Below are 13,417 nucleotides of genomic sequence, written 5' to 3'. Positions count from 1 at the left end.
GTGAATTAAATCTATAACTCTTACTTTTCAATTATAGCCATCGAAGCATCGTTTGCTCCGCCTGGTTTTTTATGAAATTGAACAAGACACATTGTTTTTCCTGCCTTATTTTTACTAAAGGAATCATACACAAGAGGAAGTTGAGATACTTCTTGCGCAGTCAATCCCTTCGTATAGATATTCCAATTTTTAACGATCCATGTTTTTTCGTCTATCACTATTTCCTCGGGTGGAAATTGTGTGATGCTCTCAAGAGCTTTTCGTAAACTTGCGGAACTAGGACACTCTGAAGTATGGCTAGCATATTTGGCATCCGTTTTCCGAAAAGTATCATGATCCCGAGAAAAGTCTGCGGACCATGCAGGATTTACTCCCACAACACATAAAGAACCTATAAATAATGCACCTGTAATCAACAATTTTTTCATAAAAAAATTCCTTAAATTATATATTGAATACCTTTTACATAATTATTTTAATTTATAATAAAAGTTTTTGCAAAGGTGAAAAAATTATTCATTATTAAGTACAAATTATTATTAGCATTCAGAAAAAATGTCAGGAAAGGGCTAGTTCATCTTCTATGAATGAACTATTTTTAAATAAATTGTTGTTTTTGATAAATTTTTTGTTTAAGTCGATTTTTGTCTTCTAGAATTTTAATCCTATTTTAGGAAAGGAAATTTTACGAAAATAAAAGAATACATAGATTATTGTTGACCATATTTTCCCCAAATTCCTCTTTATAATCCTCACGCCTCTCTGTAGGGGGTTATTATTTTTTCACTTTAGGAAACCAAGCTTTTGCTTCTTTTGAGGCATGAATGCCTGTGCTTCCGGTATGTTGCTCTATCGTCAACGGAAAAATATTCCACCATTCATTGGCACCGTTATACCCAAGAGGTATAACATGATGTGCTTCAAAATAACGATGGTAGCATGAACCCTTTTTTCGACAACAATCTTTACAATTATACTTTGGCCAGGAAACTCCTGTATTGATTTCCCATTGCTTAATGAGCTGGTACTTGACTACTCCCCCATCAAAAGCATTGCGGCGAACATGATAAAGCGTATCATCCGCATTCCCTTTCTTTAGAGTGAGAGCCCTTATATCCCCCTGATGCTCAAGCAACAATCTTCGTTGGGCAGCATAAATACTTTTTGGTCGTTCTTCTCTGGTTTTCACAATCTGATCAATTCTATCTAGATACTGCGAAAATTCAATTCCCAAACATTCAGTAAGAGTTACTGAAAACAGAACGAGTATAAATAGAGTTGATAGAACCCTACTATTCTTATAAATCATCTTCATTTTACGTTTCTCCTTATACGTCAATCACCGCATAGTAAGCGTTGAATTAACAATTTATAATTCGAGAAACCTCAAGATTACGATCGGGAAAAATTACGTAAGATCTCTACTTAAGTAGGCAATACTTATAATGTGCGGGAATTATATTCATGCTAGAAAGAACTAAACATTAGATAATAAAATAGTGTGAGTTGATTTTGTGATTTGCTCTATACACGCTGAGACGCTAATCTCATAAAAATTCATATCGTTGGAATAACCTAAGGAAAAGGAATTTTTGCAGAAGAAGGGCGTTCTGAAAAATTAGTAAGGAAAAAGATGGTGCCGGCTGCAGGATTCGAACTCGCGACCTACTGATTACAAATCAGTTGCTCTACCAGCTGAGCTAAGCCGGCGCCATGATTCATTTATTATCAGGTTTCAAAGGTTATTTCTACCTCTTTTCGCTTTCTTGGTTGAAAAATAATACGAGGTGAGAGATTGTGGGATATAAAGTCTATCGTTTAGGAATAATTTAAGAGGCAATTCATGACCACAACCAAAGAAACCAAAGTTCTTATCATTGGCGCCGGGCCTGCGGGTTATACAGCTGCCATCTATGCAGCGCGCGCAAATTTGAAACCCATTCAAGCGGTTGGCATCCAACCCGGTGGCCAATTGATGATTACCACAGACGTTGAAAATTATCCTGGGTTTGCCGAGACCATCCAGGGACCCTGGTTAATGGAGCAAATGCGTGCTCAAGCCGAACACGTGGGCACGGAAATGGTTGAAGACATGATCACCAAAGTTGATTTTAGCACGCGTCCTTTTAAATGCTGGGGAGATAGTGGAACCTTATACGTTGCGCAAACCGTCATTGTGGCAACAGGCGCTCAAGCCAAATGGTTGGGGATACCTTCGGAGGAAAAATTCCGCGGTTTTGGCGTCTCTGCCTGCGCCACGTGTGATGGATTTTTCTTCAAAGACAAAGAAGTCGCCATTGTCGGTGGGGGCAATACGGCTGTTGAGGAAGCGCTGTATCTGACAAATTTTGCCAAGCACGTGACGTTAATTCATCGCCGAGATACTTTGCGAGCCGAAAAAATTGCACAAGACCGGCTTTTTAAAAATCCAAAAGTATCTGTTATTTGGAATGCAGCGGTGGAGGAAATTCTCGGGACAGACGCCCCCCCTTCTGTTACGGGTTTAAAGTTGCGCGACACGCAAACCAATGGGTTATCTGAAATTGCCGTTGAGGGTCTTTTCATAGCCATTGGTCATACCCCGATGAGTGAAGTTTTTAAAGACCAACTAGAAACCGATAGTGAAGGATATTTAATCGCCAAGCCCAATAGCACGGCGACCGCTATCCCGGGTGTATTTGCAGCTGGCGATGTTCAGGAAAAGGTGTTTCGTCAGGCGGTAACAGCTGCGGGTCAAGGCTGTATGGCTGCCATTGAAGCTGAACGTTTTTTAAGTCATTAGCGTTGAGATTCTAGGGCGTTGTAAACGGACCGTGAGGCAGACCATTAATAAATTGAACCACATAGGGATCTTTAGAGGCATCCATCTGCTTGACAGTGCCCGTCCAAATTAATTGACCTTCATAGAGCAATCCCACTCGGTCGGCTATTTGGCGCAAACTGCTAATGTCGTGAGTGATGGTTAACGCACTCGCGCCGATGCGGCGCACACTATCGATGATTAATTTATTGATGGTTCCACTGACGATAGGGTCCAGGCCTGTGGTTGGTTCATCAAAGAAAATAATTTCCGGATTTGAAGCAATGGCCCGGGCAAGCGCCACTCTCTTTTGCATACCGCCTGATAATTCTGCCGGATAACTTGAGGCCGTGCTTTCATCCAAATCCACCGCTTGCAGTTTTTCCAACGCAATGGCTTTGGCTTGTTGGGCATTCATGCCATGACCTTGAGTTAGGGCAAAGGCAACATTTTCCCACACGGTCATACTGTCAAATAACGCTCCCCCTTGAAACAACATGCCAATTTTATCCAAGGCTTGTTGCTGACGGGCATAGGAAAGTCCTATAATTTCTTCGCCATCAATTTTAATACTTCCCGCATCTGGCTGTATAAGGCCCAAGATGCACTTAATGAGAACAGATTTACCTGTGCCCGACCCGCCAATCACCACGAAAGATTCACCCACGTGAAGGTCGAGATCAATACCATTTAAAACAACATGGTTTCCAAAAGATTTTTTAAGGCCACGAACGCAAATTTTAAGGGGTGTTTTCATTAGATTACTTCGAAAATAAAATAGAGGTTAAAGCATAATTCATAAATAAGATCAAAATGGATGCTGACACCACAGCGCTGGTGGTTGCCCGACCCACGCCTGCCGCTCCCCGTCCGGATTGATATCCATGATAACAACCCATTAACGAAATAATCAGACCGAACACTGCAGCTTTAATTAAACCCGAAACCACATCTTCTGTTTCAAGGTATTTTTCCGTTTGTGTTAAATAATTGGTCGGATTAAAGCCCAGCTTATAAACGCTCACCAAATATCCGCCAAAAACACCAATGATATCCGCCACCAAAACGAGGATGGGAAGCATAATGACACCGGCAATGAGGCGAGGAACCACAAGATATTTGAAAGGGTTAGTGGCAAGTGTGGTTAACGCGTCGATTTGTTCAGTCACCCGCATGGTTCCAATTTCTGCGGCCATGGCCGCACCCACGCGCCCGGCAACCATTAAACCTGCGAGCACGGGACCTAATTCACGCGTCATGGACAAAACCACGACGGTGGCAACAGCACCCTCCGCATTAAACCGAGCAAAGCTGGTGTGACTTTGAAGGGCCAAAACCATGCCCGTAAATATGGCGGTGAGCCCCACTACGGGAAGAGAAAAATAGCCAATATGTAAGAATTGATATCCCAATTGGCGCCAGTAGAAAGGGGGTGACAGGGCATGGCGCAGACTGGTGACAAAGAAAAGACCAAAACGACCAGCGTTCATAAGAAACGTGATAAAAATGCGTCCAATGGTTCTTAAAAAATTCACAACGGTTTATCCTTATTATTTAATTAAACAACCCCTTCTTTACTGGGTTCTCACCCGTAAAGTAGAAGGGGCAATTAATATTCACGCGCTAAACAATTTCAACCAACATAAACACCCGGCTACAATAAGGACAGGACACTTGATCCTCATCACCCATATTGAGATAAACCAAAGGATGACCCAAATCATCTGCGGTCTTTCGCCCATCGCAACTGACAACAGAGGACTCTACCCGAATAATGTCATGGCCTGAACCTTGAGAAGATGTCTGTGGCATTGTCTAAAACTCTTCAAAAATTGCCATTCGCTTAACCTTTGAGGATTTAAATCCAAAATAACCCTTTGGCAACCCTCTAAAATTACAGTATATAAACAAGAGTCAAGTTGCAAGATCTCGCAAACTTATTTGCACCCGTAGCTCAGCTGGATAGAGCGTTGCCCTCCGAAGGCAAAGGCCGGACGTTCGAATCGTCTCGGGTGCGCCAACATCTTTATATAGTGTCTGCCATTTCGTGTAGGTTTAAGCTATCTATCCTAATCCCTTATAAATCACTCAGCTTCCTCAGAAAGTCTGAAATTCTTCACATCACTATCTTTTGTAATTCTTTTAATTTCAGCACTGACGTCTTTGAGGATAGTACAGTTTATGCCGCGTGTATCCTCAACGGATTGCAAGGCATCGACGATCCGATCTATTTGAGGTGTGAGAGCGCCTGATGCAGGGATAGCTAAACTGGTATGTAATCGCGTTTGTTGATTTTCATATCCTTGCGCGTTTAAATTTCTCAACACCGTCTCAATAGACTTCAATAAGGACTTAAGGTCCGATGCTAAGGCCGCCAATTCACACGCTCGTGGGGGATTACTATTTATATAGGTAGCGGCTATTTTTTGAAGATCACGGTAAATTACATTAAGTGATTCAGTCACTTTGGGAAGTTCACGATTTAGAATATCAGCTTTTCTAGTTACCATCATAAGGACTTCTTTTTTATATTCTCGCGCAGAGGCTCTATCTTCCCGGGCTGTTCTCTTGGGTGTTTTAGAAGCTGTTGTTGGCTCTTCCTCAATATTTATGGAAGCTAGTCTTTTCTTCGTCGAACTAGTCTGTTTAGAAAAAATTCTAAATTCCTCTAAGAGCGAAGGTCTTTCATCAGTCGCGTAAGCCGGCAAACATAACAATAATAAACCGAAAGAACCGCAAATGAATATTTTCATGGAAAAAATCCTTACCACTATGGGGCAATAAATCGCGCAAGCGCCTTACAACCAAATTGATTAAGATAAAGGCAGGATAATCCTCAGATACAATTTAGTCAATTTGAATCCTGAAGCGTAAAAGATGCGAAATTAGTCAGCAAAATAATTAGGACATAAATTATTGTAGAGTTAGATTTTGTTTTCAATAAAAATTTTGAATATTAATGAGTGTAAATTTAATTTATTCTAACTACTCTAACAATTATAATTGCATGGTATATTAGACTTTATTAAAGTGTGAAAGTAAATTATATAAAATAATTGAAGTACAGAGTAAGCTACAAACTTTAAGCCGCAAGATCTTGCGAGGATTCAACATTTTTTTCAGGAACCCAGTTTTTGCGTTCTTCGGCCAACCTTCCCTGCCCTATAGCTGTACGAATCGCACTGAGCAACCGATTCATGAAGGCAACATTGTGCATGGTAATGAGGGTCATGGCGAGAAGTTCTTGAGCTTTTAATAAGTGGTGAAGATAGCTTCGCGAATAGGTCGTACAAGTCGGGCAAAAGCAATCCGGCTCAATGGGGTTTGGATCTTCTCGGCAAGCGCTATTGCGCAAGTTTAAGTGCTCGCTTCCCTCTCTCAAAGCATGAGGGGGCCGCACCAGAGCACCCCCATGACGTGCCAGGCGGGTGGGATGGACGCAATCGAAGGTATCAATACCCTGCTCCACACCCTCAAAAATATCACGAACACCTCCAATACCTAAGAGATGAATGGGGCGATTCGGGTCAAGACGTTTTGCCGTCATGGCCACAACATCATACATTTGCTCTTTATGCGCACCCAACGAGCCGCCGATGGCATGGCCAAAAAAGGGCTGACTGTTTACGAAATCACACGCTTGTTCGCGCAAATCTTCATAAATTCCCCCTTGAATAATGCCATAAAGCGATTGACGACCGTCATCGTGCCGCTGAAACTCTTGAAGGCTGCGAAAGCCCCAGCGATGACTCATATCCAAAGAGCGTTGGGTGTAAGTTTTGTCCACATGGAAAGGGGTGCATTCGTCTAAGACCACAACGAGATCAGGACCCAAGAGGCGCTGAATCTCTATGGATTTTTCCGGTGTTAACAGGTGCATGGACCCATCACTATAAGATTTGAAACGTGCGCCTTCTTCTGTGATGTTTAATAGTGTTTTTTGGCGCGCCCCCATTCCACTGCCGTGACGATTTCCTTTTATTTCTGCCGCCACAGACCCGTGCCCTAAGCTAAAAATTTGAAATCCGCCGGAATCGGTCAACATGGGACCATCCCACCCCATAAAGCGATGGAGTCCCCCCATTTTCGACACCACTTCGGCACCGGGTTGCAACATGAGGTGATAGGTGTTGGATAAAATGAATTGCGTACCGCATGCGCGCATTTGTTGGGGCGTCACCCCTTTAATGGCAGCTTTTGTCGCGCAAAAAATAAAAGCAGGGGTTTCCACGACACCGTGGGGGGTTTCCAACCGTCCCAGGCGGGCTCGCGAGAGAGGCATAGGATAATGATAAGTAAATGAAAAAGCTGACATAGAATCCTTCAATTTCTAAATGAGTTTGCGTTAAGCGGCTTTGCGAATTTCAATTTCTTGGTCCCTAAAGTTTATAGGGAATTTTAGCTGCCAATAGCTTAAATATATTATTGGTGTCGACATTATAGCGACCAATGCCCGGGCAAAATATGTTCCCAAAATATAAGTAAATATCAGAGAATAGAACTTTATCGGATGGGGATTTAAAATAATCCACGCAAACGTACTAAAAAGAATGTTGTCCACCAACCCCGCTAAAAGAGTTGAGACATTGGTGCGCAGCCACAGCCATCGACGTTGCGTTAAACGGCCAATCCAATCAAATAGAGAAATATCAAGGAGTTGACTGATACCATAGGCCAAGAGCCCCGCTACGAGGATGCGCGCTGAGGGCGTATATAAAGTTACCATCGCTTCATGGGCTTTATCTCCAGGCGATGCAGCAAAACCTAACGTCATGACCATTTGCAATGTCATTAGGATATGCCCGGCAAAACTAATCCACACTCCTTTTCGCGCAACCGCTTTTCCATAATGTTCGGTCAGAATATCCGTTGCTAAATAAGTTGTTGCAAAAGCAACTGTTCCCAAGGCAACCGGCTCAGGGGAAAACCAAAAATTACCCATCTTCAGGACTTGAATATTAGCAACCAACACAATAACGGTATTATAAAGATATATCCCTGTTGCCCCAAAAGTGCGAAAGAGAATGAGGATTGATAATGCGCACACCAAAAATGTCATTCCTGCCATCATTTCAAGGGGTAGAGTTTGCATAAACTCAATCAGGGGAATAATGAGTGAAGTATCCATAAAATTCGCAAATTAGGTTGGTGAAATTAAAAAAGCCCGGGGCACCACACCCACAGGCTTTTAAACGTTAACCTTAAGCGGCATCAAGCAGCCGCGTCAGACGCCTTTGTAAGTCTTTGAATAATTTTCTTCAACCGAACCAGTTCTGGCGTCAATTTTAAAGAAGATGACGTTGTCAAATAAGCATCGATACCGCCATGAAACTCAACTGTACGAATAGCGTTGGTAGATAGGCGCAATCGAACCAGACGACCCAAAGCTTCACTCATAAAAGACGTTTCTTGCAAATTTGGTAAGAAACGACGGCGTGACTTGTTGTTTGCATGGCTTACATTGTTCCCATAAAGAACAGCTTTACCTGAAATTGCACAGCGCCTTGACATTATTTGCCTCCCAAAATATGGATTTTCTCAAAAAGTTAACTCATTAGTTACGCGATATTGACAATTTCGTCAAGTGTTCTCTAAAAATCCCTCTCAAAATTAGATCTGTTAATGTTTTGGTAATATTTCTGCATTTAATATCATGTTTATGTGCCGAAGACGGGCTTTGTCTCGCCTTCCGGCACAACCAATTATTTCGACTTTCGTTGCAACGGTTATGAGGTTTAGAGATTTTTAGAAAATGATGGATAAACATATCATTCGTATAACTTCCTATCTTAGCACGATCGCCATAATCACTTTGGGCATATTATATTATGTCTTACATCACGCCCCTGTGAATGCCCTATCCTCTTCTACAGACTTGACGACATATTTTTCTTATTCTCCTGGTGAAATTCAAGCTTTGGAACAATTAAACTCTGAAAAAGTCATGACAGAGGCAGAAGTTGATCAATGGACACAAATTGTCTTTGAATTAGTAAAGGAAAACCGCAGTAAAGATGATGCAACACGCCTTTATGCTTATTTTTTTGCCGCACAACGAGATGCCGCGGCTTTATCGTACCAAATTAAGAAAAAGCTTTCCGGTTCTCTTTCAACGGTTTCTCAGAAAACTTTGTGTCTTCTGCTGCCTAACACCTGTGCTTCTCTTCACGCTTCAGAAAAAACTGATGCATATTCTCTAAAAATGGCAGAAATTGTCACTGACAAAATTCGCAAACGACTTGAAGCCGAAAAAAAAGCCATGGACGAGGTGACCGACTCTAAAGTTCCTCAAGAGTGGGAAAAGAACAAAGCTTACTTTGGCCAAAAAATTGGGTATCAAACACCCTGGTTTATGAAGACAAGCAGCCAATTTAGACTCCCCACTCCCCAATCTTACGACACAAAGGACATAAAAAATCAAAAAGAAGAGCTTAAAACTATACTTTCTTCGGTAACAAAAGAACAAATTGAAATTGCTAACAAATGGTCAGCTGGTTCGGGAACAATTTTAACTTCTGGTCAATGGCTAAACCTTGCAAATCAATATATGGCAAAGCACAAAACCCCTCTCCCCCAGTCGATTCTCATAAGATCTATTCTTGCGATGGGTGTTGCCGATGCAACAATTGCATGCTTTGATACGAAATTTACCTATTGGAAACAACGTCCTGAAATGATATTCCCGGACATAAAACCAAATATAAAAACCCCCGAGGAACCGAGTTATCCTTCAGGTCATGCAACGTTATCTATGGCAGCCGCTATTATAATGGACCATTATTTTCCGGAAAATTTGTCCGTTTGGAATGAAACAGCAGCTGAGATTGCCCATTCTCGTCTTTGGGGGGGAATTCATTTTCCGGTTGATGAGCACGACGGTGTGGAACTCGGCCGCAAAATTGGCAATTGGATAACAAAAAAATTAGAAAATCAGTAAACACTATTCTTTATTTAAATAAATCTTACTTTTTCATATACATATAATTAAATAATAGTAATTTTTTATATTAAATTATTTAATTGTTTTTTACATATTGATTTTATTTTTATTAAAATTATATTTGAATGTGTAGAGTGAATAATATGCACATACTATGTGTATTTAATGGGAGGATATAAACATGTCTAAGAAAAAAATGAGCCATAAAAATAACGATCACGACAACAAGCCGGGATGTGATACGCCACCAAAGGGCCACCACGATAACGATCATCATAATAATGGTCATCATAATAATGGTCATCATAATAACGGACATCACAATAACGGGCACCATGATAACGACCATCATGGGGGCGGACATCATAATCCGACTCCCCCAGTCTGTGAACCGCATAATCCACCCCCGCCACCACCTGTGTGTGAGCCAACACCCCCACCGCCGCCACCCGTGTGTGAACCGCATAATCCACCCCCGCCACCACCTGTGTGTGAGCCAACACCCCCACCGCCACCACCTGTGTGTGAGCCAACACCTCCACCGCCACCACCTGCGTGTGAGCCAACACCTCCACCAGCTGACTGTGGTTGCCATACCCCCGACATCCCCCTAACATTTATGTTGGGTTCGCAAACTGAGGCTGCAACAACCGGTAGTTTTGCCTCTCTTTGGGGACAATCTGGGTTTACAATCTCAACCGTTGCCCTCAGTAGCAGCACTGTTGCTGGACCAACAGTAACAACTGAGGTGAATAGTTCGAATTTCAGTACTCTTTTAGCCCTTCAAGCGGGGGGCATTGGTGTAGCTGGAAATACAACCCCAGGCAGCTCCAGCCCAAATGGTGAAACAGGATATGATCCTGTAACTCATCAATCAGAGGGATTGATTATTAATTTTGCTCATGATGTACAAACAGCCAAATTTGGGTTGTCTTACTTCTACAATGCAGCAAGTAATATAGATCAAGGCAAAAACGAAGCCATGCAAATTCAACTTTATGATGGTGGCGTGCTTGTCGGAACCTCAGAAATTGTTGCCAACGGCACAACTTCTAATTCTCATTTCACAGCTGTGGATAATGGGTCTGGAAGTGTATCTGTTACAGTCAATGGCATAACCTTTGATAAAGTTGTATTAACGGGTCTCGCTTACGATAATCCAAGCACATCCGCTCCGGATACGAATGGTCAAGGATCTATTGTCGCTGATAGTAGTGACTTTAGTTTGCAATATGTTTCTGGAACCTTTGCAGATTGCTCCACAAGTAGTTCTGGCGGGCTCGGTCATGCGCCCCCTACAAACTACTCCGCAAGCAATACACACCATGGCCTCAATCATGTTTCTTATAATCTCTTGCAAGGAGATGGAAACGATTTGTTAATTGGTGGAGATTTCACCGTTACAAATGAATTAAGAGCAGCGAACTATGGATGTGATGTGATGTACGGTGGCGACGGAGACTGCACGCGTAACTATATGATTGGAGGTAGTCATGCTACCAACCAAATGTATGGTGGTGACGATGGAGCCACAAACTTCATGTACGGCGGCGGCGGCAATCAACAAATGTTTGGTGGTGATCATGCCACAAATAACATTTGGGGCGGCGGCGGCGTTGATAAAATCATCGGAGGTGATTATTCAACAAATACCATTTATGGCGGTACAGGGAATGTAACAATCACAGGTGGTGATCATGCAACCAATGTGATCTATACAGAAACCGGTAACGATATCGTCCATGGTGGTAACAGCTCCGTTAACACCATCTATGGCGGACCAGCTCCGAGTCAATTGTTTGGTGGTGACTGTTCTTGCAACACAATCTACGGTGGTGGTGGTGATGTCACCATAACCGGCGGATTTAATTCCACTAACCTCATCTATGGAGGTGGCGGGAATGCTATCATCGTTGGTGGAGATTATTCTCACAATACATTCTACGCAGAGTGGGGAGATCACGTAACAATCACCGGTGGTAACCATTCTTACAACACCTTCTATGATGGGGGTGGAAACGATACTTATATTGGTGGCTTAGGGGATAACCTCTTTGTCTTCAATGACTTAAAGTATCCATTGTTGAGTCAAGGCATCCAAGGTAACAAAGTTTATCCGGTTGCGTTAGCAGACCAATCTGTTACCTCTGGCTTCCAATTCATCAGTGATGGACATGACACCGTTCATGGAAATGCAGCCTCTGCAAACAACATTATTGGGCTAAAAGGTGCTGCTTCAACATGGACAATAACGATTACTGACCCAGGATCAGCTGTCCATAATGCAGATGGAAGCTGGACAGCGGCTACAGGTCAAACATTGCATGGTACAATAACCAGCAGTGTAAACCATGAAGTTGTAACGTTTGATCATGTAAACCAAGTTAAGTTTATAGCTTAAAATTGTTTATATTTTAGAACGACTATTATGAAACAAAAACCTACCTCACAAATACGTGTGAGGTAGGTTTTTTTATTATTTTATTCAATATCATATATTCTCATTCAAAAAATTTGTAAATTCCTGATGTTCTTGTTGATTTTTTCCGTCATTTCACTTATGAATGCTACATCTCGTCGGTATAGTATTTAACAATCATTTTTTTAAAGGATAGTTTAAAATGGCAATAGAAAGAACGTTTTCAATTCTTAAGCCGGACGTCACTCGACGCAACCTAACTGGGAAAATAAACGAAAAAATCGAAGCGGCATCTTTGCGTATTATTGCACAAAAGCGCCTTTGGTTAACACTTCCTCAAGCGGAAGCCTTTTATGGGGTTCATGCAACACGATCATTTTTTAATGATTTATGTGCTTTCATGACTTCCGGCCCCGTCGTTGTGCAAGTTTTGGAAGGCGAGAATGCCGTTGCGACTTATCGCAATGTTATGGGAGCCACAAATCCAGCGAATGCGGAACCCGGAACAATTCGCCGCGAGTTTGCGGAATCTATTGAAGCCAACTCCGTCCATGGATCTGACGCTCTTGAAACAGCTGCGGCAGAAATTAAATTCTTTTTTAGTGACCTTGAAATTGTTGGCTAGGAAAGCTTTATGACAAAAAGCCAAAGGCATGAGCGACTTAATAATAGCTTTTCCTTTGGCTTTTTTTCTTTTTACCGCTATATACCTAATCTCTTAACAACATTCCGACTTTTGTGCACGCCGTTACTTGTGTGGTTTCTGGCTTACAAAGATTTTTCCAAAGCTTTTTGGATTTTCTTAGCCGCAAGCTTAACAGATTGGCTTGATGGCTATCTTGCTCGACGGTGGAGTGTCACTTCTAAATTTGGTCAAATATTCGATCCCATGGCTGATAAATTTCTTTTGGTGGCTGCTTACGTTATGGTGAGTTATCTTGGGTATATTCCCACATGGTTAGCGGGCTTAGTTCTCGTTCGTGATTTTCTGATTCTTAGCGTGGGTGCCAGCATAATTTTTGCATTTCATGGGAATATTCAGCTTCCCTCGCAGTGGATAGGAAAAATTAGCACAACTTTTCAAATGCTTTTCATTGGATTCATATTAGCCATTCATACACCGTCTCTCCCCATCCCAACCTCTAGTATTCCACACATTCTCATGGTAATCTCGCTCTATATCGTCGCTTTTACAACCCTGATATCAGGTATAATCTATGGAAAAGCGGCAATAGGAATTCTTCGACAAAGAAGTTGA

General features: G+C 42.0%; 14 protein-coding genes and 2 tRNA genes. 6 read left to right on the top strand and 10 right to left on the bottom strand.

The genetic code is table 11. The annotated features are described in order from the left end of the window. Positions 1–20: 20 nt before the first annotated feature. The 3 genes from FJX03_03840 to FJX03_03830 all read right to left on the bottom strand — a co-directional run bounded on the left by FJX03_03840 (position 21) and on the right by FJX03_03830 (position 1,710). Complete coding sequence (locus FJX03_03840) at positions 21–428, bottom strand: hypothetical protein (protein ID MBM3632824.1); 408 nt, start codon at positions 426–428, stop codon at positions 21–23. Positions 429–775: 347 nt separating this feature from the next. Then, positions 776–1,315: an HNH endonuclease gene (locus FJX03_03835; GenBank protein ID MBM3632823.1), complete on the bottom strand. Its 540-nt coding sequence runs from the start codon at positions 1,313–1,315 to the stop codon at positions 776–778. A gap of 319 nt (positions 1,316–1,634) precedes the next feature. After that, positions 1,635–1,710, bottom strand: a tRNA-Thr gene (locus FJX03_03830). Positions 1,711–1,843: 133 nt separating this feature from the next. On the opposite strand from FJX03_03830, the gene trxB reads away from it, so the two are divergent. Continuing rightward, entirely contained in the window at positions 1,844–2,782 is a 939-nt protein-coding gene (gene trxB / locus FJX03_03825; GenBank protein MBM3632822.1) for a thioredoxin-disulfide reductase, read from the top strand. Between the two features lie 10 nt (positions 2,783–2,792). On the opposite strand, the gene FJX03_03820 is transcribed toward trxB, so the two are convergent. From FJX03_03820 to FJX03_03810, 3 genes are all read right to left on the bottom strand, one after another. Beyond that, entirely contained in the window at positions 2,793–3,557 is a 765-nt protein-coding gene (locus tag FJX03_03820) for an ATP-binding cassette domain-containing protein (GenBank protein ID MBM3632821.1), read from the bottom strand. 4 nt (positions 3,558–3,561) lie between these two features. After that, complete coding sequence (locus FJX03_03815; GenBank protein MBM3632820.1) at positions 3,562–4,335, bottom strand: ABC transporter permease; 774 nt, start codon at positions 4,333–4,335, stop codon at positions 3,562–3,564. An 88-nt stretch (positions 4,336–4,423) separates the two neighbouring features. Continuing rightward, on the bottom strand, positions 4,424–4,612 hold the full coding sequence (locus tag FJX03_03810; protein ID MBM3632819.1) for a zinc-finger domain-containing protein: 189 nt from the start codon (positions 4,610–4,612) through the stop codon (positions 4,424–4,426). Between the two features lie 131 nt (positions 4,613–4,743). Here FJX03_03810 and FJX03_03805 point away from each other — a divergent pair. Next, positions 4,744–4,820 (top strand) — tRNA-Arg (locus FJX03_03805). Between the two features lie 64 nt (positions 4,821–4,884). Here the strand turns inward: FJX03_03805 and FJX03_03800 are convergent. From FJX03_03800 to FJX03_03785, 4 genes are all read right to left on the bottom strand, one after another. Next, positions 4,885–5,553, bottom strand: a complete 669-nt coding sequence (locus tag FJX03_03800; protein ID MBM3632818.1) for a hypothetical protein — start codon at positions 5,551–5,553, stop codon at positions 4,885–4,887. Between the two features lie 329 nt (positions 5,554–5,882). Further along, positions 5,883–7,115: a tRNA guanosine(34) transglycosylase Tgt gene (tgt, locus tag FJX03_03795; GenBank protein MBM3632817.1), complete on the bottom strand. Its 1,233-nt coding sequence runs from the start codon at positions 7,113–7,115 to the stop codon at positions 5,883–5,885. A gap of 30 nt (positions 7,116–7,145) precedes the next feature. Beyond that, entirely contained in the window at positions 7,146–7,928 is a 783-nt protein-coding gene (locus FJX03_03790) for a queuosine precursor transporter (GenBank protein ID MBM3632816.1), read from the bottom strand. Between the two features lie 83 nt (positions 7,929–8,011). Beyond that, positions 8,012–8,311 carry a 50S ribosomal protein L28 gene (locus tag FJX03_03785; GenBank protein ID MBM3632815.1) on the bottom strand — a complete coding sequence of 100 codons (300 nt, stop codon included), beginning with the start codon at positions 8,309–8,311 and terminating at the stop codon, positions 8,012–8,014. 241 nt (positions 8,312–8,552) lie between these two features. Between FJX03_03785 and FJX03_03780 the strand changes: the two genes are divergently transcribed. The 4 genes from FJX03_03780 (at position 8,553) to pgsA (ending at position 13,417) form a co-directional block, all read left to right on the top strand. Then, positions 8,553–9,737: a vanadium-dependent haloperoxidase gene (locus tag FJX03_03780; protein MBM3632814.1), complete on the top strand. Its 1,185-nt coding sequence runs from the start codon at positions 8,553–8,555 to the stop codon at positions 9,735–9,737. 184 nt (positions 9,738–9,921) lie between these two features. Then, complete coding sequence (locus tag FJX03_03775; protein MBM3632813.1) at positions 9,922–12,141, top strand: calcium-binding protein; 2,220 nt, start codon at positions 9,922–9,924, stop codon at positions 12,139–12,141. Positions 12,142–12,361: 220 nt separating this feature from the next. After that, positions 12,362–12,784 (top strand): nucleoside-diphosphate kinase, encoded by a 423-nt coding sequence (locus tag FJX03_03770; GenBank protein ID MBM3632812.1) that lies wholly within the window; start codon positions 12,362–12,364, stop codon positions 12,782–12,784. A 9-nt stretch (positions 12,785–12,793) separates the two neighbouring features. After that, complete coding sequence (gene pgsA, locus FJX03_03765; GenBank protein ID MBM3632811.1) at positions 12,794–13,417, top strand: CDP-diacylglycerol--glycerol-3-phosphate 3-phosphatidyltransferase; 624 nt, start codon at positions 12,794–12,796, stop codon at positions 13,415–13,417.

The organism is Alphaproteobacteria bacterium (assembly GCA_016870095.1).
Classification (GTDB): Bacteria; Pseudomonadota; Alphaproteobacteria; order Paracaedibacterales; family VGCI01; genus VGCI01.
The sequence above is the reverse complement of the archived record's forward strand: the minus strand, read 5'-3'. Positions and strand labels throughout refer to the sequence as shown.

Coding starts and splice junctions, on each gene's coding strand:
- FJX03_03840 (MBM3632824.1), bottom strand. CDS start 428: ATGAAAAAATTGTTGATTACAGGTGCATTATTTATAGGTTCTTTATGT.
- FJX03_03835 (MBM3632823.1), bottom strand. CDS start 1,315: ATGAAGATGATTTATAAGAATAGTAGGGTTCTATCAACTCTATTTATA.
- trxB (MBM3632822.1), top strand. CDS start 1,844: ATGACCACAACCAAAGAAACCAAAGTTCTTATCATTGGCGCCGGGCCT.
- FJX03_03820 (MBM3632821.1), bottom strand. CDS start 3,557: ATGAAAACACCCCTTAAAATTTGCGTTCGTGGCCTTAAAAAATCTTTT.
- FJX03_03810 (MBM3632819.1), bottom strand. CDS start 4,612: ATGCCACAGACATCTTCTCAAGGTTCAGGCCATGACATTATTCGGGTA.
- FJX03_03800 (MBM3632818.1), bottom strand. CDS start 5,553: ATGAAAATATTCATTTGCGGTTCTTTCGGTTTATTATTGTTATGTTTG.
- tgt (MBM3632817.1), bottom strand. CDS start 7,115: ATGTCAGCTTTTTCATTTACTTATCATTATCCTATGCCTCTCTCGCGA.
- FJX03_03790 (MBM3632816.1), bottom strand. CDS start 7,928: ATGGATACTTCACTCATTATTCCCCTGATTGAGTTTATGCAAACTCTA.
- FJX03_03785 (MBM3632815.1), bottom strand. CDS start 8,311: ATGTCAAGGCGCTGTGCAATTTCAGGTAAAGCTGTTCTTTATGGGAAC.
- FJX03_03780 (MBM3632814.1), top strand. CDS start 8,553: ATGATGGATAAACATATCATTCGTATAACTTCCTATCTTAGCACGATC.
- FJX03_03775 (MBM3632813.1), top strand. CDS start 9,922: ATGTCTAAGAAAAAAATGAGCCATAAAAATAACGATCACGACAACAAG.
- FJX03_03770 (MBM3632812.1), top strand. CDS start 12,362: ATGGCAATAGAAAGAACGTTTTCAATTCTTAAGCCGGACGTCACTCGA.
- pgsA (MBM3632811.1), top strand. CDS start 12,794: ATGACAAAAAGCCAAAGGCATGAGCGACTTAATAATAGCTTTTCCTTT.